Raw genomic sequence first — 21,565 nt, forward strand, 5'->3', positions numbered from 1 at the left:
GGCTCGGTCGCCTGATGCCGCCGCCTTCCCCCGCTCTGGTCGCTGCGCTCCCGCCGCTCCTCCAGGCGACGGCGCTCCCTCGCACCCTCCAGCCGACGACGGTGACGGCCGAGGCGAGGACGAGGAGGGCGACGGTGAGGGTGTTGTTCACGTCCAGGAGCTTGAGCGCCGAGGCGAGCAGCACGATCGCCAGCAGGGCTCTGATCAGCCCGCCCGGGGCGCGTGAGGAGATCCGCGCGCCGAGGTAGACGCCGGGGATCGAGCCGATCAGCAGCGAGAGCGTGAGCTCCAGCTTGAAGTCGCCGAACATCAGGTGGCCGAGCGCGGCCGACGTGACCAGGGGCACGGCCTGCACCAGGTCGGTGCCGACGAGCTGGTTGGCCTTGAGCGCCGGATAGAGCACGAGCAGGGCCACGATGATCAGCGACCCCGACCCCACGGAGGAGACGCCGACCACCAGTCCGCCTACCGTACCGACCAGTAGGGTCGGAATTGGGCGCACGACGATCTCGTGGGTGCTCGACGAGCCGCCCCGCGCGCCGAGCCAGCCCTTGACCGCCATGCCGACGACGGCCAGCAGCAGCGCCACGCCCAGCGCGTACTTGACCGCGTCGGTCACGGCGAACGCGCGGGCCAGGAACACCCCGCAGAACGCGGCCGGCACCGACCCGGCGCACAACCAGCCGACCAGCCGCAGGTTGACCGTACCCCGCCGCAGGTGGACGACGCCGCCGACCGGTTTCATGACGGCCGAGGCGACCAGGTCGCTGGAGACCGCGGCCAGCGGCGGGACGTTGAAGAACAACATCATCATCGGGGTCATCAGGGCCCCGCCGCCCATGCCGGTCAGGCCGACCACGATGGCGACGACGAAGGACCCGGCCACCAGTGCGAAGTCGATCAACGTACCCACCCTCCGGACTGCAGCGTCCCCAGGACCTGGGAGACGGCCGCCTCGATCGAGATGTGCGTGGTGTCGATCACCAGGTCGGCGTCGTCCGGCTCCTCGTAGGGGTCGGAGACGCCGGTGAACTCGGGGATCAGGCCGGCGCGGGCCTTGGCGTACAGGCCCTTGCGGTCGCGCCGCTCGCACTCCGCCAGCGGCGTGGCGACGTGCACGAGCAGGAAGTCGGCCCCGACGGACTCGACCGTCTCGCGCACCTCCTCGCGGGTGGCGGCGTAGGGGGCGATGGGGGCGCAGATCGCCAGGCCGCCGTGGCGGGCGGCCTCGGCCGCGACGAAGCCGATGCGCCGGATGTTCAGGTCGCGGTCGGCCTTGGAGAAGGTCAGGCCCTTGGACAGCAGGTGGCGCACGACGTCGCCGTCGAGGTAGGTGACGGTGCGGGTGCCGAGCTCCAGCAGGGCGTCGCGCAGGCCGCGGGCGATGGTGGACTTGCCCGAGCCGGACAGGCCGGTGAAGAAGACGACCAGGCCGCGGCGGTGGGGCGGGCCGGGGAGCGTGACGGGCTCGGGGCCCGCGTAGTGCTCGGTGGCGCCGTAGGCGGTGGCGACGTGCTCACGCAGTTCGAGGTCGATCTCCGGCTCCGCGCGCGGCGCCAGGGGGACCGGGACCACGACGGTGCCCTCCGGCAGGTGCGCCTTGGCGCGCAGCGCGGCGCGGACGACGCCGGGGCCCGCCTCGCCGTACGAGAGGGGGAGCAGCACGATCACCGCGTCGAGCTCCTTCGCGGTGGCGGTGATCTCGGTGAGGTCGTCGAGCGGCCCGCGCATCGTGACGGCCAGCGCGGGCCGGCCGCCGAGCTCGGCCCTGACCTCGGCGGGCGTGCGGCGCAGCCGGGCGAACGGGCCGTGCTCGGGCGTGCCGAGCGCCTTGAGCGGGCCCGAGGTCAGGCCGTCGGCCTCGCGCGCGGTCACGGTGAGCACGGCCACCGGCAGGCCCTCGGGGTCGAGCAGCCGCACCTCGTCGCCGGGCGAGACCTCGGCGGGCAGGTGGAGGGTGACCGGCGCGGGCCAGGGGGTGCCGTCGGCGAGCGTGCCGCGCTCGTGCACGGCGTGCACGTCGTCGTGGCCCAGGAAGCCGGTCAGCGGCTCGAACGCCCCGGACAGCAGCAGCTCAAGGTCGGCCAGCTCGTGCGCGTCCGGGGTCCACTCCACGGTTTCCGACATCCCAACTATTCCGATTGAATTGGTAGGAAAGAAGTCTAGTCGCTCGGACCGTCCTGTCGCTAGAGCAGCCGGGCGAAGTGATGCTGGGGCTTCCTGATCACCATCGTGATCTCGTCATGGGAGGCGGGGTAGCGCCCGCCGCTCAGCCGGTCGACCAGCGCGACGGCGGCGGCGCCGAGCCGGCCGGCGCGGGCCGGGCCGCTGACCCGGCGCTCGTCGTCGGTGATCATCAGGCCGCGGCTGAGACAGAAGGCGTGCATGCCGTCGCTGGAGGCCAGCGGCTCGTAGACGACGGGCAGCGGGCCCGGCGTGCCGGGGGCGACCAGCGTGCGCCACAACGCCCGGCGCAGCCACGACGGCGTGAGGCGGTCGAGCAGGCCGTAGGCCGACTTCCTGTCGCGCATGCGCAGCAGCACCAGGCCGCCCGGGCGCAGCGACTGGAGCAGGCGGTCGAACACCAGCTCGGCGTGCTGGACGCGTTCGAGCAGGAACGACAGATGGATCACGTCGTAGGCGCGGTGCTGGAGCGGCACGCAACGCAGGTCGCCGAGCGACCAGGCCACCAGGTCGGCGCGCTCCTCGAGGACGTCTCTGATGGCCGGGTGGTCCTCGTCGGCGCCCGTGGCCCTGGCCTCCAGCGGCTCCACGTCGAGCGGCTCGTCGTGGGCGCACCCCGCGACGAGTAGGTCGAGCCGCCGGCTGTACCGCCCGGCCCAGTGCTCGCGGATCCGTTGACCGAAGAGGTCGCCTCGCTGGGCGACTGATCGCACCTCAGACATGTCACCTACAGTAATCAATCGAGTCGTCTCGGTTACGCACTTCCCTGCTAGCGTCCTGCCCCGTGGACGGGCAGGTTTACGTGGGGAACGCCAATATCGACGCGGCCGGCGACCGTGGCTGGCTGCTCGGTCACTTCAAACCCTTCGGCGACCCAAGGCACAGCGAAGAAGTCGAGATCAAGTGGGGCGTGCACCCGGCGGGCGACGAGCGTGCCCAGTGGGTCAGGGGTGAGCAGCGCACCGCCCTGCTCGTCCTGATCAGCGGCCGGTTCCGGGTGGAGCTGCCGGGGCGCGGCGTGCTGCTGGCCGAGCCCGGCGACTACGTGGTCTGGGGCAAGGGCGTGGACCATTCGTGGGTCGCCGAGGAGGAGTCGGTGGTGCTCACCGTACGCTGGCCGTCGGTCCCCGGCTACCGGGTGCCGCACCCCGAGTAGGCTGGGTGGAGACCCCCGCGACCTGACCCGGCCGGGGGTAGTTGTGTTGCCGTCGTGGGGCTGTGGGCGTATCTGATGAGTCTTTCCGGACTGCTTGACCTTGTGGCCCTGGGGGCCGGGGCCGACCCGAAGCTGACCGCCGCGCTCGAAGAGGGCGGCGACGTCTCACTGATCGCGCCCTCGGCGTTGCGGCCGTTCGGCGTGGCCGCGCTGGCCGCGCACGATCAGCGCACCGTGCTGGCCGTCACCGCCACCGGCCGTGAGGCCGAGGACCTGGCGGCGGCGCTGACGAGCCTCCTCGAGCCGAGCTCGGTCGCGGTGTTCCCGGCCTGGGAGACGCTGCCGCACGAGCGGCTCTCGCCGCGCAGCGACACCGTGGGCCAGCGCCTGGCCGTGCTGCGGAGGCTGGCGCACCCGGTCAAGGGCGACACCGCCGCCGGGCCGCTCGGCGTGGTGGTCGCCCCGGTCAGGGCGCTGCTCCAGCCGATCGTCAAGGGGCTCGGCGACCTGGAGCCGATCAGGCTGAAGGCGGGCGACGACGCCGACCTCGACGAGGTGGTCGAACGGCTGGTCACCAACGGTTACCACCGGGTCGACATGGTGGAGAAGCGCGGCGAGGTGGCCGTGCGCGGCGGGCTGCTCGACGTCTTCCCGCCCACCGAGGAACATCCGCTGCGGCTGGAGTTCTGGGGCGACACGGTCGAGGAGATCCGCTGGTTCAAGGTGGCCGACCAGCGCTCGCTGGAGGCGGCCGAGGACGGCCTGTTCGCGCCGCCGTGCCGCGAGCTGCTGCTGACCGGCGAGGTCCGGGCGCGGGCGCGGGAGCTGGCGCAGGAGCATCCGGCCCTCGCCGAGGTGCTCGACCAGCTCTCCGACGGTATTCCGGTCGAGGGCATGGAGGCGTTCGCGCCGGTGCTGGCGGGGGAGATGGACCTGCTGCTCGACCACCTGCCGGTCAGGTCGGCGGTGTTCGTGTGCGACCCCGAGCGCATCAGGGGCCGGGCCGAAGAGCTCGTACGCACCTCGCAGGAGTTCCTGGAGGCGTCCTGGATCAACGCGGCGGCCGGCGGCGAGGCGCCGATCGACCTGGGCGCGGCGGCCTTCCGCACGCTGGAGGAGATCCGCGGCCACGCCGACGCGCTGGGCCAGCCGTGGTGGACGATGGCGCCGTTCGGCAACGGCGTCGAGCTCGACGCCCATGACTCCGAGGCCTACCGGGGCGACACCGCCAAGGCGCTGGCCGACATCAAGGGCTGGCTCGCCGAGGACAAGGCGGTCGTGCTGCTCAGCGAGGGCCACGGGCCGGCCGAGCGCATGGTCGAGCTGCTCAAGGGCGTCGACGTGCCCGCGAGGTTGCAGCGTTTCCTGGACAAGGCGCCCGAGCCCAAGGTCGTGCACGTCTCGACCGGCCTGATCGAGCACGGCTTCATCACGCCGCGCCTGGCCGTGCTCACGCATCTTGACCTGGTGGGCCAGAAGGCGTCCACCAAGGACATGCGCCGGCTGCCCTCGCGCCGCCGCAACATGGTCGACCCGCTCCAGCTCAAGGTCGGCGACCACGTCGTGCACGAGCAGCACGGCGTCGGCCGCTACGTCGAGATGGTCCAGCGCACGGTCCAGGGCGCGACCCGCGAGTACCTGGTCATCGAGTACGCCAAGGGCGACCGCCTCTACGTGCCCACCGACCAGCTCGACGAGGTCACCCGCTACGTCGGCGGCGAGGCGCCCACGCTCAACCGCATGGGCGGCGCCGACTGGGCCAAGGCCAAGTCCAAGGCCAAGAAGGCGGTCAAGGAGATCGCCGGTGAGCTGATCAGGCTCTACTCGGCCCGGATGGCCTCGCCGGGCCACGCCTTCGGCGCCGACACCCCGTGGCAGCGCGAGATGGAGGACGCCTTCCCCTACGCCGAGACCGGCGACCAGCTCGAAGCCATCGACGAGGTCAAGCGCGACATGGAACGCGGCGTCCCGATGGACCGGCTGATCTGCGGCGACGTCGGCTACGGCAAGACCGAGATCGCGGTGCGGGCGGCGTTCAAGGCCGTCCAGGACGGCAAGCAGGTGGCCGTGCTGGTGCCGACCACGCTGCTGGTGCAGCAGCACATGTCCACCTTCGCCGAGCGCTTCTCCAGCTTCCCCGTCGCGATCAGGCCGATCTCGCGCTTCCAGACCGACGGCGAGGTCAAGGGCACGCTGGAGGGGCTGCGGTCGGGCGCGGTCGACGTCGTCATCGGCACCCACCGGCTGTTCAGCCCCGAGGTGCGGTTCAAGGACCTCGGGCTGATCATCATCGACGAGGAGCAGCGGTTCGGCGTCGAGCACAAAGAGGCCATGAAGCACCTGCGCACGCAGGTCGACGTGCTGGCCATGTCCGCCACGCCGATCCCGCGCACACTGGAGATGGGCCTGACCGGCATCCGCGAGATGTCCACGATCCTCACGCCGCCGGAGGAGCGGCACCCGATCCTCACGTTCGTGGGGCCGTACGAGGAGAAGCAGATCGGGGCGGCGATCCGGCGCGAGCTGATGCGCGACGGCCAGATCTTCTTCGTGCACAACCGGGTGGCCTCGATCAATCGGGTGGCGGCGCGGCTGCGCGAGCTGGTCCCCGAGGCGCGTATCGCGGTCGCCCACGGCCAGATGAACGAGCACCAGCTCGAAAAGATCATGGTCGGCTTCTGGGAACGCGAGTACGACCTGCTCGTCTCCACCACGATCGTCGAGTCCGGCCTCGACGTGCCCAACGCCAACACGCTCATCGTCGACCGGGCCGACAACTACGGACTGTCCCAGCTCCACCAGCTCAGGGGCCGGGTCGGGCGAGGCAGGGAACGCGGTTACGCGTACTTCCTCTACCCGCCGGAGAAGCCGCTGACGGAGACCGCGCACGAGCGCCTGGCCACCATCTCCCAGCACACCGAGATGGGCGCGGGCATGTACGTCGCGATGAAGGACCTGGAGATCCGCGGCGCGGGCAACGTGCTCGGCGCCGAGCAGTCGGGCTTCATCGCGGGCGTCGGCTTCGACCTCTACGTGCGCCTGATGGCCGAGGCCGTGCAGGAGCAGAAGGCCAAGCTGTCCGGGGCCGAGGTCCAGGAGGAGCAGCAGGACGTCAAGGTCGAGCTGCCCATCAACGCCCACATCCCGCACGACTACGTCACCTCCGAGCGGCTGCGGCTGGAGGCGTACAAGCGGATCGCGGCCATCACCGCGCCGATCCACATCGACGAGGTCCGCGAGGAGCTCACCGACCGGTACGGCAAGCCGCCGGTGGAGGTGGAGAACCTGCTGGAGGTGGCCCGCTTCCGGATCAAGGCGCGCTCGGCCGGGCTCACCGACGTCACGCTGCAGGGCCAGAACATCAAGTTCGGCCCGGCGCGGCTGCGGGAGTCGCAGCAGGTCAGGCTCGACCGGCTGTACAAGAAGGCGGTCTACAAGCAGGCGGCCGAGACGTTGCTCGTGCCGGTTCCCAAGACCAAGCCGCTGGGCGGGCAGCCGTTGCGCGACCTGGATCTGCTCAAATGGTGCGGCGACCTGGTCGAGGCGATGTTTCTTGAGCCCGCGCGGGTAAGCTAAGCGCGGTTTTTGTTCGGAAAGGGACGCATGTGAAGTCGATTCGAGTGGCTGTGGCCGCCGGTGCGGTAGGACTCGCCGCGCTGACCGCCTGCTCTTCGCCCATGGAGGCCGGAGCCGCGGCCGTGGTCGGGAGCGAGCGCATCTCGGCCCGCGACCTGACCAAGAACGTTCAGGAGTACGAGGCCGCCCTCAAGCGCGCCAACGTCTCGGCCGAGCAGCTCGGGGTGCCCGTCACCCAGTTCGTGCTCTACCGGATGGCGAACGAGAGCGCGTTCAGGCAGCTTGCGGCCAAGCACAACGTGCAGGTCAGCGAGAGCGAGGTCGACAACGCGCTCAAAGACCCGGGCCAGTACCAGTCGCCCGAGATCAACCTGATCGCCAGGGGTGTCAGCCCGGCTGACGCGCGCGGCTACCTGCGCGCGGAGCTGGGCGCGGTCAAGGTGCGCAACCAGCTCGGCGGCGCCCAGGACCAGGCCGCCCAGGAGAAGTTCGTCAAGGAGCTGACGAGCATCAAGCCGATCTACAGCCCGCGTTACGGTGAGTTCAGCCAGCAGGGCTTCGTCGATCCGGGCCGGTTCGGCAAGTCCGCCCAGCAGGCGCAGCCGCAGCAGGGCTAGCCCGATGCCGCTGATCGTCGTCACCACCTCGCCCAGGGTCGCGCCGGGCCTGCTGAGCGACCAGGCCTGGCAGGCGCTGCGCTCGGGGCCCGTGCTGACCGGCTCCGCCGCCCACCCGCAGCTTCCCTATCTGGCCGCCGCCGGGATCGAGGCGGAGGTCGTCGTGCCCGACGCGGTCGCGCTGTCCAGGCGGGCGGTGCGCGAGCGGGTGGTCTGGCTCGCCGGTGACGACGAGGACTTCATGCGCGCGATCGGGCGCGCGGCCATCGCGCTCGACGAGCCGCCGCTCATCGAGGTCGTGCCCGGTTCGTACGACCTGCCCGGCTCGCGGGTGCTCGACCTGGTCGCGGTGATGGACCGGCTGCGCACCGAATGCCCGTGGGACCGCAAGCAGACGCACGAGTCGCTGGTGCCGTACCTGCTGGAGGAGTCGTACGAGGTCCTGGAGACGATCGAGCAGGGCGACTACCCGGCGCTCCGCGAGGAGCTCGGCGACCTGCTGCTCCAGGTGGTCTTCCACGCCCGCGTGGCCGAGACGTTCGACATGGACGACGTCGCCGCGGGGATCGTCGAGAAGCTCGTCCGGCGGCATCCGCACGTGTTCGGGTCGGTGCGGGCCGAGAGCGCGGACGAGGTCAACGACAACTGGGAGGCGATCAAGGCGGCCGAGCGGGCGGCCAAGGGCGGCGAGTCGTCGGTGCTCGACGGCGTCGCCATGGGTCAGCCCGCGCTCGCGCTGGCCGCCCAGCTGCTGCGCAGGGCCGAGCGGGCCGGTGCGCCCGAGGCGCTGGCGGTCGCGATCGGCCAGGGAGTGGCCCGCGAGCTGTTCGACCTCGTACGCCGGGCGCAGGAGGCCGGGCTGGACCCCGAGGCCGAGCTGCGTGCCGCGGCCCGTGCCTACCGCGACCGCGTACGCGCGTGGGAGTCCAACGCCTGACCGCCCTGGTTGTCGGAAGAAGTCACCAAATGCCAGGATCCTTGGGGGCTTGAACCGGCGAGCCGAGGGGGACTGGTGGTGGAGCTGAGACCGCTGCGCTCGGGGGAGCCGCGCGAGGTGGCGGGTTACCGCCTGCTCGGCCGGCTGGGCGACGGCGGGCAGGGGTCGGTGTTCCTCGGCCGCGACGCGGGTGGCGGCCACGCGGCCGTCAAGGTGCTGCATCCGCGCCTGCTGGGCGACGAGCGGGCCACCCGGCGGTTCCTGCGGGAGAGCGCGACCGCCGCCAAGGTGGCGGGCTCGCGCACGGCACGGATCTACGGCAGCGGGCTGGCCGAGGGGCGGCCGTACATCGTCAGCGAGTTCATCGACGGGCCGTCCCTGCACGACCTGGTCCTCGACGGCGGCCCGCTGACCGGCGGCGAGCTGGAACGGCTGGCGGCCGGCACGATCACGGCCCTGACCGCCATCCACGGCGCGGGCATCGTGCACCGCGACTTCAAGCCGAGCAACGTGCTGATGGGCCAGGACGGCCCCCGCGTGATCGACTTCGGCATCGCCAAGGACCTGGACTTCTCCACCACGGCGAGCAGCGTCGTCGGCACGCCGGGGTACATGTCGCCGGAGCAGATCGCGGGGGAGAGCGCGACGGCCGCCTCCGACGTCTTCAGCTGGGCGGCCACCATCGGGTTCGCCGCCACGGGGGAGCCGCTGTTCGGCCGGGACTCGATCCCGGCCGTGATGAACCGGATCCTGCACGCCGAGCCGGACCTGCGCGAGGTGCCCGAGCCGCTGCGCGCGGTGCTGGCGGCGTGCCTGGCCAAGGAGCCGCAGGCGCGGCCGTCGGCCGACGACGTGCTGGCGCGGCTGCGGGGCCGTACGGCATCGCGCGGGCACGCCCGCGGGCGGGCGCGGCACGGCGCGGGTGAGGTGCGGGCTTCGCGGTCCGGTGCGCGTCCGGGGACGCGGCGGGGGTGGGCCGCCGCAGGGGTCGGCGTGCTCGTGGCCGTGGGGGTGGTGGCCGGGGCGCTGTGGCGGAACGCCGGGCTGCCCTCCGGCGGACAGGACGGCGGGCAGGCGGGGGCGTTCGGCGTCGAGCTCGGTCCCGCGTTCGGGCCCGAGCCGGGGGCCCAGGTGGCGGCGATGGCCATCGGTCACCACAAGGGCGCGCCCGTCGTCGTCTACGCCGAGCGGACGGGCAACTCGATCGAGGTGTGGGACCCGCGTACCGGCGAGCCGCTCGACCGGCTCGCGAACGCGGGCCCCACGCCGGTGCGCTCACTGCTGCTGGTCCCGGTGGGCGGCCGACAGACGGCGGTCTGGACGGGCACGGACGGGACCGTGCGGCGCTGGCGCATCGGCGACGCCCGCCCCGGCACGTGGCGCCAGGTGTGCCCGTCGGAGGCCCGCCTGGCGTCCGGCCAGTGGCGCAAGCAGCCCGCGGTCGTGATCGGCTGCCGCGACGGCCGGATCGTGACGCTCGACCTGGCCTCCAACCACGTCGTCGCCAGCGCCAGGCCGGCCGCCGGCCCGGTCACCGCCCTGGCCTGGGACGAGGCCAGCGGCAAGGCCCTCGTCGGCACCGGCAGGGGCCTGGTGGGCGCGGCCGGCGGGCTGCTCGGCGAGGGCAAGGGCGAGGTGCGCTCGGTCGCCGCGTTCGGTGACGGCCGCGCGGCCGTCACCACGGGCCGCTCGACCGCCGTGTACGACCTGGCCAGCGGCGCCTACGTGCGCGGCTTCGCCACGGGCGCGGCGGGCGCCGGCGTCACGGCCGCGGGCGGGCGCCGGATGATCGCCGGCGGCGGCGAAGGGGTCACCGTGTGGAACGCCGACCGCGGCGAGCGGCTGGGCGGCCTCGCGCCGGGCAGGAAGGTCAGCGGCCTGGCGGTGGGCGACGGGCTGCTGGTCGTCGCGACGGGCGGCCGCCTCCAGGCCTGGAGCCTGTCCTCGACCGGCTGACCCGCGACGGGCCCGACGCCTGTCCTCGCCCGGCTGACCCGCGAAGGGTCCGACCGGGCCTGGACCGGCTGACCCGCGACGGGCCCGGCGTCCGGCACCTGGACCGTGCCGTACCGGTGGCCCGGGGTACCGATAGGCTCTGATGGCATATTGCCTTTCGATTTAGGAGCGCAACCCGTGGCTACCATCGAGGTCGTTTACGCTCGCGAGATCCTCGACTCCCGGGGCAACCCCACGGTCGAGGTCGAGGTCGTGCTCGACGACGGCAGCAGCGGCCGCGCCGCCGTGCCGAGCGGGGCGTCCACCGGCCAGTTCGAGGCGGTCGAGCTGCGTGACGGCGGCAAGCGCTATGGCGGCAAGGGCGTGGAGAAGGCCGTGCTCGCCGTGACCGACGAGATCTTCGAGGAGATCAACGGGGTCGAGGCCGAGGACCAGCGCATCATCGACCAGATCATGATCGACCTCGACCGCACGCCCAACAAGGCCAAGCTGGGCGCCAACGCCATCCTGGGCGTCTCGCTCGCCGTCGCCAAGGCCGCGGCCGACAGCGCCGACCTGCCCCTGTTCCGCTACGTCGGCGGCCCCAACGCCCACGTGCTGCCCGTGCCGATGATGAACATCCTCAACGGCGGCGCGCACGCCGACACCAACGTCGACATCCAGGAGTTCATGATCGCGCCGATCGGGGCGGAGACGTTCCGTGAGGCCGTGCGCATGGGCACCGAGGTCTACCACGCGCTCAAGGGCGTGCTGAAGGAGAAGGGCTACGCGACGGGCCTGGGCGACGAGGGCGGCTTCGCCCCCAACCTGCCCTCCAACCGCGACGCCCTCGACCTGATCCTGGTCGCGATCGAGCGGGCCGGCTACGTGCCGGGCGAAGACGTGGCGCTGGCCCTCGACGTGGCCGCCTCCGAGTTCCACAAGGACGGCGTCTACACGATCGACGGCAAGGGCGTCTCGGCGCGGGAGCTCATCGCCTTCTACGAAGACCTGGTCGACAACTACCCGCTGGTCTCCATCGAGGACCCCCTCGACGAGGAGGACTGGGCGGGCTGGAAGGCCATCACCGAGGCCCTCGGCGACAAGGTGCAGCTCGTCGGCGACGACCTGTTCGTCACCAACCCCGAGCGGCTGGAGCGCGGCATCAACGAGGGCACCGCCAACGCCCTGCTGGTCAAGGTCAACCAGATCGGCACGCTGTCGGAGACCCTCGACGCCGTCGACCTGGCCCACCGCAACGGCTACCGGTGCATGATGAGCCACCGTTCCGGCGAGACCGAGGACACCACGATCGCCGACCTGGCGGTGGCGGTCAACTGCGGCCAGATCAAGACCGGCGCCCCGGCGCGGTCCGACCGCGTGGCCAAGTACAACCAGTTGCTGCGCATCGAGGAGCTTCTCGACGATGCCGCCCGCTACGCGGGTCGCGCGGCTTTTCCGCGGTTCCGGCGCTAGTTTCGACTGACGGTCCGCGGCCTGGGAAGGTCTGACGGCCGCGGGCCGTACGTCGAAGGGGGTGTGCAGCATTGGCGAAGAGGCCGCAGCTGACCGGGCGGGCCGCCATCCTCGCGGTCGTGGTGTGCGCGATCGCGATGAGCCTGGCCTACCCTGTGCGCGAGTACATCAGCCTGCGCCGCAGCATCGCCGAGCTGCAGGCGGAGAAGGCCAGGGTCGAGGCCGAGCGGCAGACGCTGCTGGCGCGCGACCGGCAGAGCGACGATCCCAACTGGATCAGGCGCACCGCCAAGGAGCGGCTGCACTTCTGCGGCCCCGGCGAGAAGTGTTATGTGGTGATGGAGCCCGAGCAGGGCAAGGAGCAGACGGCCGTGAAGCAGCCCGTCGAGGTGCCGCCGTGGTACCAGACGCTGTGGGAGTCGGTGGAGGCCGCCGACAAGGGCACGGGCCGCAGAGCGGTGGAGAGCAGCAGTGGAAAGTGACGACGTCGAGGCGGTTCAGCGGCAGCTCGGCCGGCCGCCCAGAGGTCTGCGCGGGGTGGCCCACCGCTGCCCGTGCGGCAATCCCGACGTGGTGGAGACCGCGCCGCGGCTGCCCGACGGGTCGCCGTTCCCGACCCTGTACTACCTGACCTGCCCCAAGGCCGCCTCGGCCATCGGCACCCTCGAAGGCTCCGGCCTGATGCGCGAGATGCAGGCCAGGCTGGCGAGCGACCCCGACCTGGCGGACGCCTACCAGGCCGCGCACGACGACTACGTCGCCAGGCGCGACAAGGCGGCCCACGACGAGGGCATGGAGCCGCTGCCCCGCGACATGCAGAGCACCGGCGGCATGCCGCTGCGCGTGAAGTGCCTGCACGCCCTGGTGGCGCACGAGCTGGCGGTGCCGGGGAGCAACCCGTTCGGCAGGGAGGCGCTCGACGCGCTCCCCGACTGGTGGAGTGACGGACCATGCGTGTAGCCGCCATCGACTGCGGCACCAACTCGGTGCGCCTGCTCATCGCCGACGTCCGCGACGACACGCTGCACGACGTCGAGCGGCGGATGGAGATCGTCCGCCTGGGGCAGGGGGTCGACCGCACCGGCATGCTGGCGCCCGACGCGCTGGAGCGCACGTTCAAGGCGATGCGTTCCTACCGGGAGCTCATCGACCGGCACGGCGCGGTCGCGACCAGGGTGGTGGCCACGAGCGCGACCCGCGACGCGGGCAACCGGCAGGAGTTCGCCGACGGCGTCCGCGAGATCTTCGGCGTGACGCCCGAGGTCGTGACGGGGGCGGAGGAGGCCGAGTTGTCGTTCAGGGGGGCGACCAGGGGCCTGCTGCGCATCTCGCCGGAGACCGAGCTGCCGCAGGGCCCGCTGCCGCCCTACCTGGTGGTGGACATCGGCGGCGGTTCCACGGAGTTCGTGGTCGGCTCCGAGCATGCCGAGGCCGCGCTGTCGGTGGACATCGGCTGCGTACGGCTGACCGAACGCCACCTGAGGGACGCCGGCGACCCGCCGCCGGCCCCGGCGCTGGAGGCCGTCGTCGCCGACATCGAGGCGGCCCTCGACCGGGTCGAGGAGGCGGTGCCCGTCGAACGGGCGCACACGCTGGTCGGCCTGGCGGGCTCGGTGACCACGATCGCGGGCATCGCGCTCGACCTGCCGGCCTACGACTCCGAGCGCATCCACCACTCCAGGATCACCGCCGAGGAGGTGCACGAGGTGACGCGGCGGCTGCTTGCGATGACCCATGGTGATCGCGCGCAGGTTCCGGTGATGCACCCTGGACGAGTTGACGTGATTGGTGCCGGTGCGCTAATTCTTGACCGGATCGTCCGTCGTTTCGCGTTTTCGCAGGTCGTCGTCAGCGAACACGACATCTTGGACGGAATCGCCTGGTCCCTCGCCGGCTGAGATAGCCAAATCCGGACATTTCCGATCTATGACCCGTGTTGAGCGTGCAATCACTATTGTGATTAGGTAAAGGCGCAAAACGGGGGCTTTGCCATATTGCTGTGCACGGAAGGTGCCGGCGTGGCGACCGTTCCCGAGCGCGTCTTTTCCCTCACGGAATGGAGCACTCTCACATGATGTCTGTTGGGTTGGCACGTAAGGCGGCGGCGTTCGGCGCCTCCGCCGCCGTGCTGGCCGCCATGGCAGCGGGCCTGGTCGCCAGCCCCGCTCAGGCGGCGACCTCGGCCGCGGCCGGCACGGCCACCGCGGCCAAGTCCACCAAGTCCGGCAAGGTCTCGGTCACCACGCCGAAGGTCTCGTCGAAGGACTACCAGGGTTCCTGTCCGGTCAACCTGCGCTTCTCGTCCAGGATCTCGGTCCCGGTCAAGGGCAAGACCGAGCTCGCCTACCGCTGGCTCCACGGTGACGGGTCCAAGGGCAAGGTCCAGGTTGTCAAGCTCAAGGGCCACGGCACCAAGTCGGTCACCGTCAAGGAGTCGGTGACCTTCAAGGGTGAGGTCAAGGGCTGGGAGGCCGTCCAGGTCCTCGGTCCGAAGAAGGCCACGTCCAAGAAGGGCTACTTCTCGGTCAGCTGTGCCGACCAGGGTGGCAGGAATGACGGGGACGACCGTTCGGGCGTCCGTACGGACAAGGACGTGTCGGTCTCGGCTCGCGCCTGGGCCAGCCCGTCGTCCTACGAGGGCGCCTGCACCCCGGGTGACAAGATCGACTTCACCGGTCTGATCAGCGTCAACCACCCGACCTGGGTCCGCTACCGCTGGATCCTGAACGGTGAGGTCGCCGACCACGGCAAGGTCAAGGTCTGGAACAAGCGTAAGGTCGGCTTCGGCATCTCCCCGCGTCACAGCCAGCGTGGCTGGGCGCAGCTGGAGATCGTCGGCCCCGACGACGCCCTGTCCAACCGCGCCTACTACAAGGTGTGGTGCAAGGACTCGACCCCCGCTCCCGCTGTCAAGGTGTCGGCCACCAACCTGGTGACGGCCACCAACCACAACGGCTGCAAGGTCGGCGCGCACGCCACGGTCAGCGCGACCGGCGCCGCGCGCGTCCAGTACACCTGGGCGGTCAACGGCGAGTCCGTGGCCAAGGGCGAGAGCCTCTTCGCGGGCAGCGGTTCCAAGACCGTCGAGCTCTCCGAGCAGGCGCTGACCGGCGAGGCCGCCAAGGGTGGCAAGATCACCCTGACGGTCACCGGCCCGAACAACAACGACTCGATCACGCAGTCGTACGCGGCGTGCGAGGCTCCCAAGCCCACCGCGTCCGTGTCGTCCGTGTCGGTCACCAACACCCGCACCGACATGTGCAAGGACAACCGTGGTCCCGGCGTGGACTTCTCGGCCACCCTGCACAGCACCGGCCCGACCACCGTCAAGTACTACTGGGTGGTCGACGGCGTCAAGGACGTCAACGTCCTTGAGCGTCAGGTCAACGGCGACCTCGCCGTGACCTGGGGCGTCGGTGGCACGCACAACAGCAAGGAGACGAAGGGCACCATCGAGCTCGTCGTCGTCAGCCCGAACGCCGCCTCGTCGGGCGTCGCCAACTACTCGGCGACCTGCCCCAAGGCCGACGCCTAAGCTGATCATGTGACCGGGCGGCACCCTTCCGGGAGCCGCCCGGTTCTCTTGTTGTCACTACTGTGCATTGCACAGTACTCTGCTTCGCGTGGATAGCAGCCAGTTGCTCAAGGGCGTGCTCGACCTGGCCGTGCTGGCCGTGCTCGCCGAGCGCGACGGCTACGGCTACGACGTCGTGCGCAGGCTCAGGGAGGCGGGCCTGGAAGAGGTGGGCGACGCCTCCGTCTACGGCACGCTGCGCCGCCTGTTCAAGGCCGGCGCGCTCAACTCCTACGTCGTCGCCTCCGACGAGGGCCCCCACCGCAAGTACTACGGGCTCAACGAGGTCGGCCGCACCCTGTACGCCACCTCCGCCAAGCGGTGGGCGTCCTTCGCGGCGACCATGGATTCCCTGCTCAAGGAGGGCCACGCATGACCACGCCGGAACAGTACGCGCAGGCCGTCCGCGACGCCCTGGCCGGTCACCCGGACCGCGAGGAGCTGATCGAGGACCTCGACGACCATCTGGCCGAGATCGCGGCCGAGTCCGACCTGCCGCTGGAGGATCGGCTCGGGCCGCCCGCCGCGTACGCGGAGGAGTTGGTGGCCGCCTATGGGGGGCGTCCCCAGAGCGGCCGGAGTCGCCGTCCGCGGCCTCGCGCGTGGGCGGCGGGGGCGCATGCCGGGCTGTTGCGGCACAAGCCGTACCGGAGCTTCGTGGCCTTCCTGCCCGAGCTGCGGCCAGGCTGGTGGGTGCTGCGCGGCTACCTGCTGGCCATGCTGCTGCTGGCGATCACGGCGGGCGGCGGCGTCGTCCCCGGGAACCTGGCGGAGTGGGCGCTCGTGGCGGTGGCCGTGTGGGTCTCGGTGTGGTTCGGCCGGGCCCGCGGGGGTCGCTTCGCCGCGCTGCTGGCCACGGGCGTCAACGTGCTGGCGGCGCTGGCGCTGCTCGCCGGGATGGCGGCGGTCTCCGACAGGGACGACCAGCCGGTCGCGATGGCGGCGCCGGCCGACGTGATGCTGGTCGGCGGCGGCCTCGACGTCTACAACATCAAGCCGTACGCCAAGGACGGCAGCCCGCTGACCGACGTCTACCTCTACGACCAGGACGGAAACCCGATCACGGTCAGCCCCGAGAACCACGGGTACATGGTCGACCGGTCCTGCGGCGAGCCGGTGCTCAACCGCTACCCGCTGCCGCTGGTCCAGCAGCAGGAGATGATGGCCGACAACGGCATGCCCACGGCCACGCCCGCCGCCTGCCCGACGGCCTCCACGGCGCCCCTCGCCCCGTCGGCGACGCCCGTGCCGACCGCCACCGCCACCACCGCCACGCCCGTGCCGACCGCCACCGCCACCACCGCCACGCCCGTGCCCGAGAAGACGAGGTGATCGGGCACCATCGGTGTCATGAGCTTCGTACCACCCGGCACCGGCTGGCCCGGCGACCCCGCCACCCCTGACACCCCGGTGGCCCACGACCCCGCGGACGTGCGCCGCCTCGCCTCCACCACCGGCACCCTCGCGGAGCTCACGGCCGCGCAGTCCGTCTGCCGCGCCTGCCCGCGTCTGGTGGAGTGGCGCGAGGAGGTGGCGCGCGTGAGGCGGCGCGCGTTCGCGGACGAGACGTACTGGGGCCGTCCCGTCCCCGGGTGGGGGGCCGAGCGGCCGAAGGTGCTGCTGGTCGGCCTGGCGCCGGCGGCCCACGGTGGCAACAGGACGGGCCGCATCTTCACCGGCGACCGCAGCGGCGACTGGCTGTTCGCCTCGCTCCACCGCTGCGGCCTGGCGGCCCAGGAGACCAGCACGTACGCCGGCGACGGCCAGGAGCTCATCGACACCAGGGTGGTGGCGTCGGTGCGCTGCGCGCCCCCGGCCAACAAGCCCACGCCGGAGGAGAAGGCCGCCTGCTTCCCGTGGATGGCGCGTGAGGTGGCGATGGTGGCGGGGAGCGTACGGGTGGTGGTGGCGCTCGGCGGGTTCGCCTGGCAGGCCATGTGGCCCGCGCTCAAGGACGCCGGCTACGACCTGCCGCGCACCCGCCCCCGGTTCGGCCACGGCGTCGAGGTCGAGGTCCGGCACGATGCCGCCCCCGTCACCCTGATCGGCTGCTACCACCCCAGCCAGCAGAACACCTTCACCGGCCGCGTCACCGCCCAGATGCTGGACGACATCTTCCTCCGGGCCAGGTCGCTGGCGGTGTGACGCGTCCCACCATCCCCGGGTTGGACTCTCCGGAAGTGCCCGACGTAAGCTTGTGAATGCTTTCACAAGCATTCCACGAGGGATGGGGCCTCAGGATGAACAAGCACATCTTGATCGTCGGCGGCGGGTACGTCGGCCTGTACACCGCGCTCAGGCTGCAGCGCAAGCTCCACCGCGAGCTGCGCGGCGGCGAGGCGCGCATCACGATCATCGACCCCCAGTCCTACATGACCTACCAGCCGTTCCTGCCGGAGGCGGCGGCGGGCAACCTCTCGCCCAGGCACATGGTGGCCCCGCTGCGCCGGATCCTCCCCAAGGTGCGCATTCTCAACGGCACGGTGACCAAGGTCGACCACGCCGAGCGCGTCGTCACCTTCCAGCCCGCCGAGGGCGAGCCGCGCCAGGTGGCCTACGACGTGATCGTGATGGCCGCCGGGTCGATCTCGCGTACGCTGCCGATCCCCGGCCTGACCGACATCGGCATCGGGTTCAAGACCGTCGGCGAGGCCATCGCGCTGCGCAACCGAGTGCTGCACCTGCTCGACGTGGCCGAGTCGACCGTCGATCCCGACGTGCGGCGCAGGGCGCTCACGTTCGTCGTGGTCGGGGCCGGCTTCGCGGGCGTGGAGGCGCTGGCCGAGCTGGAGGACATGGCCAAGGACTCCACCCGCTACTACCGCAACATCGGCCCGCCCGACCTGCGCTGGGTCCTCGTCGAGGCCACGAACCGGGTGCTGCCCGAGGTCGGCCCCGAGATGGGCAAGTGGACGCTGGAGCAGCTGCGCGAGCGCGGCATCGAGGTCAAGCTGGACACCAGGCTGGAGTCGTGCGCGGGCGGCCACGTCGTGCTCAGCGACGGCACCGAGTTCGACGCCGAGACCCTGGTGTGGACGGCGGGCGTCAAGCCGAGCCCGGTCGTCAACGACAGCGACCTGCCCCTGGACGAGCGGGGCCGGATCAGGACCACCGCCGCCCTGACCGTCGCCGGCACCCGCGACGCCTTCGCCGCCGGCGACGCGGCCGGGGTGCCCGACGTGACGAACCCGGGCCAGTACTGCGCCCCCAACGCCCAGCATGCCGTGCGCCAGGCCAAGGTGCTGGCCGACAACATCATCCGCCACCTGCGCGGCGAGCAACTGGTCGATTACCGCCACAAGTATGTCGGATCGGTCGCCGGATTGGGCCTGCACCAGGGCGTCGCCAATGTCTATGGCGTGAAGCTGCGCGGTTTCCCTGCGTGGTTCATGCACCGCACCTACCATCTGTCGCGGGTGCCGACGCTGAACCGCAAGGTCCGTGTCGTCGTCGACTGGACCCTGGCCCTGTTCTTCAAGCGAGAGACCATCTCGCTGGGTGAGATGGAGCATCCGCGCGACGGGTTCAGGGCCGCGGTGGCGACGACCCGCCGCTAGCCCAGGTACGGCAGCGCCCCGGCGAGCATCGCCGGGGCGTTTTCGGCACCCCTGGACGAAATGCGGAAGGGGTACCACGGGTGGGGCTCTCAGCGGTGACCGTGCTCGGCGTGGACCGGCCCGGCGTGATCGCCGCCGTCACCGGTTCGCTGGCCGACTGCGGCGCGAACATCCAGGACTCGACCATGACGCTGCTCGGCGGGTACGTGGCGATGATGCTGCTGGTCTCCGGCGATCTCGACTCCGCCGAGCTGACCAAGCGGCTCACCGTGCCCGAGCTGGTGGTCTCCGCCTCGGCGATCGAGGCGCGGCGGCACTTCTGCGACGACGGCGGCGGCCTCGGCTACGTCCTGACCGTGCACGGCCCCGACCGGCCGGGCATCATCTCGGCGGTCAGCGCCGTGCTGGCCGCCGACGGCGGCAACATCACCGGCATGAGCACCCGGCTCACCGGCCGCCTCTACGTGCTCATCGCCGACGTCGAGCTGCCCAAGGACGTCGACGTCGCCGCCCTCATGCGCCGGCTGGCGGCGGTCGGGGCGGGGCTCGACTCGGAGATCACGTTCCGTCCCGTCGAGCCGGACCTGCTGTGACGGGCGCCAGAGGCACCCCGCGCCAGGTGCTCGGCGCGCCGCACCCGGCGCTGTCGGCCAAGGCCGAGCCGGTCGATCCGGCGTCCCCCGAGACCGTGCGGGCCGCGGCCGACCTCCTCGCCACCCTGCGCGGCGAGACGGCCATGACGGGTCTGGCCGCCCCGCAGATCGGCCTGAGGTGGCGGCTGATCGCCTTCAACGCCTGGGCCCACCCTCGGGCCCGGTCGTGGGCCGGGGAGCTCGTCCTGGTCAACCCTCGCCTCACCAGCGCCTCCCACTGGGACGGCGGGCGCGAGGGGTGCGCGTCCATCGCGGGGCTCACGGCGGACGTACGCCGGGCGACGCGTATCACCGTACATGGGCATTTGCCGGGCACAGGGGAGCCGGTCATCATCGAGGCGGACGCCTTCGAAGCCCGCTGCATTCAGCACCAACTGGACCATCTGGACGGTCTACTCTTCTTGGACAGAGTGCACGGGGCGCTATCACTTCACCGCAGACTTCACAGTTGTGACGCCTGATGCGAAGTTGTGCTCCTCGGAAGCATGGTCCGTTTCGTATGATTGCGGCGCCCCCGTAGCCCAATGGCAGAGGCAAACCCCTTAAAAGGGTTGTAGTGCGGGTTCGAATCCCGCCGGGGGCACCTTTCTTAAGTGTCCCCGACCTGGGGTTTTCTCCGAGTGAAGCGTCTTGTCGCATCCGGTGGTTCACTACTGCTGTCAACCCGTCACACAATGCTTCCCCTCGTTTGCCGGGAAGACCCGGTGTGGTGAGGCATCGGGAAGATTCCGTTTTCATCACGAAACCCAACAGAACCCAGTTTCAATTGGTCGCGACGCAGTTACTCGCCGCCCGGCCGCCGGCCCCCCGGGCGGCCGCTCCGGCCTCGGGAACTCGTGCGAGGTCACGTTCGTTGTCCTCGCTGCCGAAGTCCCCCCGACGAACTTCGATCTGAGCGTGAGTTGACCTAGGTGCCGCCAGGCCCCGTAGGCTCGGCGCCACAGGAGGCAGCGATGGAGAGCAAGAACCCCGTTTTCGGCAGGGCGCGTCAACAGCGCGCGGGTTGGGCGGGCCCAGCCCCGTCACCCGACACCCTGCGGAACATGTACGACGCCCCGTCGTACGCACCCCCGGCCCCGCCCGCCTACCGGGCGATGACCCTCGACGACGTCGTCGTCCGGGGCTTCCTCACCCTCGGAGCGCTCGTCGTGGCCGCCGCCGCGGCGTGGGTGCTCAACGTCCCCCCGATGGTGGCCATCGGCGCCGCCGTCGTGGCCCTGATCCTCGGCCTGATCGCCTCGTTCACCCAGAGCACCAACCCGGCGCTCATCCTGGGCTACGCGGTGTTCGAGGGCGTCTTCCTCGGCAAGATCAGCCAGCTCTTCGAGGGCGCCATCAGCGGCATCGTCTTCCAGGCGGTGCTCGGCACGGCCTTCGCCTTCGGCGCGGTGCTGACCGTCTACTCGCTGCGGGTCGTCCGCGTCACACCCAAGCTGGTCAAGTACGGCATGGCGGCCGCCATCGCGGTGGTCGGGCTGGTGCTGGTCAACCTGCTCGTCGGCATCTTCAACGGCGTCGGGCTCGGCCTGCGCACCGACAGCCCGCTCGGCTACATCTTCAGCATCGTCATGATCCTGATCGGCTGCTTCTTCCTGCTCCTCGACTTCGACTCGATCGAGCAGGGCGTGCGCCAGGGCGTGCCGGAGAAGTTCGCCTGGCAGTGCGCGTTCGGCCTCATGCTGAGCCTGGTGTGGATCTACCTCGAGGTGCTCCGCCTCATCAGCTATTTCACCGGCGACGACTGATCGTTCACCTCCTGGGGGCCTCGCCGTAACGGCGGGGCCCTCTCTTTGTGCGACCGGAAATCTACCTGCCGTCACAGAATGATGCCTGGCCGGGGGGTTGCCATTCGCAGCGCGGTGTTGCAGTGTCGAGCAAAGGACCTTAATCCGCGGAGGTG

The 21,565-nt window shown here is 71.1% G+C and carries 19 protein-coding genes, 1 tRNA gene and 1 pseudogene; 18 read left to right on the forward strand and 3 right to left on the reverse strand.

Annotated features, from left to right (window positions below):
- The 3 genes from ABZ444_RS44530 to ABZ444_RS44540 all read right to left on the reverse strand — a co-directional run.
- On the reverse strand, window positions 1-904 hold a 904-nt coding region (locus ABZ444_RS44530), incomplete at its 3' end, for a sulfite exporter TauE/SafE family protein (RefSeq protein ID WP_358010273.1).
- On the reverse strand, window positions 901-2,127 hold the full coding sequence (cysC, locus tag ABZ444_RS44535) for an adenylyl-sulfate kinase (protein ID WP_358010274.1): 1,227 nt from the start codon (window positions 2,125-2,127) through the stop codon (window positions 901-903). The genes ABZ444_RS44530 and cysC, both read right to left, overlap by 4 nt.
- Before the next feature lie 59 nt (window positions 2,128-2,186).
- Window positions 2,187-2,906, reverse strand: coding sequence for a methyltransferase domain-containing protein (locus ABZ444_RS44540; RefSeq protein ID WP_358010275.1), 720 nt, complete (start codon window positions 2,904-2,906; stop codon window positions 2,187-2,189).
- Window positions 2,907-2,968: 62 nt separating this feature from the next.
- Here ABZ444_RS44540 and ABZ444_RS44545 point away from each other — a divergent pair, with 62 nt between their 5' ends.
- The 18 genes and pseudogenes from ABZ444_RS44545 (at window position 2,969) to ABZ444_RS44630 (ending at window position 21,410) form a co-directional block, all read left to right on the forward strand.
- Complete coding sequence (locus ABZ444_RS44545) at window positions 2,969-3,340, forward strand: signal peptidase I (RefSeq protein ID WP_357974763.1); 372 nt, start codon at window positions 2,969-2,971, stop codon at window positions 3,338-3,340.
- A 75-nt stretch (window positions 3,341-3,415) separates the two neighbouring features.
- The gene (gene mfd, locus ABZ444_RS44550) at window positions 3,416-6,916 is read left to right on the forward strand and encodes a transcription-repair coupling factor (RefSeq protein WP_358010276.1); all 3,501 of its coding nucleotides are present in this window, start codon (window positions 3,416-3,418) and stop codon (window positions 6,914-6,916) included.
- A gap of 23 nt (window positions 6,917-6,939) precedes the next feature.
- Window positions 6,940-7,533: pseudogene (locus tag ABZ444_RS44555) on the forward strand (SurA N-terminal domain-containing protein); the annotation flags it as partial.
- 4 nt (window positions 7,534-7,537) lie between these two features.
- Window positions 7,538-8,470, forward strand: coding sequence for a MazG family protein (locus ABZ444_RS44560; RefSeq protein WP_358010278.1), 933 nt, complete (start codon window positions 7,538-7,540; stop codon window positions 8,468-8,470).
- Between the two features lie 75 nt (window positions 8,471-8,545).
- Window positions 8,546-10,426: a protein kinase gene (locus tag ABZ444_RS44565; RefSeq protein WP_358010280.1), complete on the forward strand. Its 1,881-nt coding sequence runs from the start codon at window positions 8,546-8,548 to the stop codon at window positions 10,424-10,426.
- 177 nt (window positions 10,427-10,603) lie between these two features.
- Window positions 10,604-11,881, forward strand: coding sequence for a phosphopyruvate hydratase (gene eno / locus ABZ444_RS44570; RefSeq protein WP_358010281.1), 1,278 nt, complete (start codon window positions 10,604-10,606; stop codon window positions 11,879-11,881).
- A gap of 71 nt (window positions 11,882-11,952) precedes the next feature.
- A complete protein-coding gene (locus ABZ444_RS44575; RefSeq protein WP_357974748.1) occupies window positions 11,953-12,363 on the forward strand; it encodes a septum formation initiator family protein in 411 nt (136 codons plus the stop codon).
- Entirely contained in the window at window positions 12,353-12,841 is a 489-nt protein-coding gene (locus tag ABZ444_RS44580) for a DUF501 domain-containing protein (RefSeq protein WP_358010282.1), read from the forward strand. Before ABZ444_RS44575 ends, ABZ444_RS44580 begins: the two co-directional genes overlap by 11 nt.
- Window positions 12,832-13,779, forward strand: a complete 948-nt coding sequence (locus tag ABZ444_RS44585) for a Ppx/GppA phosphatase family protein (RefSeq protein WP_358010283.1) — start codon at window positions 12,832-12,834, stop codon at window positions 13,777-13,779. Before ABZ444_RS44580 ends, ABZ444_RS44585 begins: the two co-directional genes overlap by 10 nt.
- A gap of 188 nt (window positions 13,780-13,967) precedes the next feature.
- A complete protein-coding gene (locus tag ABZ444_RS44590) occupies window positions 13,968-15,416 on the forward strand; it encodes a hypothetical protein (protein ID WP_358010284.1) in 1,449 nt (482 codons plus the stop codon).
- A gap of 88 nt (window positions 15,417-15,504) precedes the next feature.
- Entirely contained in the window at window positions 15,505-15,831 is a 327-nt protein-coding gene (locus ABZ444_RS44595; protein WP_352323564.1) for a PadR family transcriptional regulator, read from the forward strand.
- Window positions 15,828-16,787: a hypothetical protein gene (locus tag ABZ444_RS44600; protein ID WP_358010285.1), complete on the forward strand. Its 960-nt coding sequence runs from the start codon at window positions 15,828-15,830 to the stop codon at window positions 16,785-16,787. Before ABZ444_RS44595 ends, ABZ444_RS44600 begins: the two co-directional genes overlap by 4 nt.
- Before the next feature lie 18 nt (window positions 16,788-16,805).
- Window positions 16,806-17,600 (forward strand): uracil-DNA glycosylase, encoded by a 795-nt coding sequence (locus tag ABZ444_RS44605; protein WP_358010286.1) that lies wholly within the window; start codon window positions 16,806-16,808, stop codon window positions 17,598-17,600.
- A gap of 95 nt (window positions 17,601-17,695) precedes the next feature.
- A complete protein-coding gene (locus ABZ444_RS44610) occupies window positions 17,696-19,012 on the forward strand; it encodes an NAD(P)/FAD-dependent oxidoreductase (protein WP_358010288.1) in 1,317 nt (438 codons plus the stop codon).
- A gap of 80 nt (window positions 19,013-19,092) precedes the next feature.
- Window positions 19,093-19,605 (forward strand): ACT domain-containing protein, encoded by a 513-nt coding sequence (locus ABZ444_RS44615; RefSeq protein WP_358010289.1) that lies wholly within the window; start codon window positions 19,093-19,095, stop codon window positions 19,603-19,605.
- A complete protein-coding gene (locus tag ABZ444_RS44620; protein ID WP_358010290.1) occupies window positions 19,602-20,126 on the forward strand; it encodes a peptide deformylase in 525 nt (174 codons plus the stop codon). The genes ABZ444_RS44615 and ABZ444_RS44620 overlap by 4 nt, the downstream gene beginning before the upstream one ends.
- Window positions 20,127-20,175: 49 nt before the next feature.
- Window positions 20,176-20,248, forward strand: a tRNA-Leu gene (locus ABZ444_RS44625).
- Between the two features lie 370 nt (window positions 20,249-20,618).
- The gene (locus ABZ444_RS44630) at window positions 20,619-21,410 is read left to right on the forward strand and encodes a Bax inhibitor-1/YccA family protein (protein ID WP_358010291.1); all 792 of its coding nucleotides are present in this window, start codon (window positions 20,619-20,621) and stop codon (window positions 21,408-21,410) included.
- The last annotated feature ends 155 nt before the right edge of the window (window positions 21,411-21,565 follow it).

This window comes from Nonomuraea sp. NPDC005730, from assembly GCF_040630865.1.
Taxonomy (GTDB): domain Bacteria; phylum Actinomycetota; class Actinomycetes; order Streptosporangiales; family Streptosporangiaceae; genus Nonomuraea.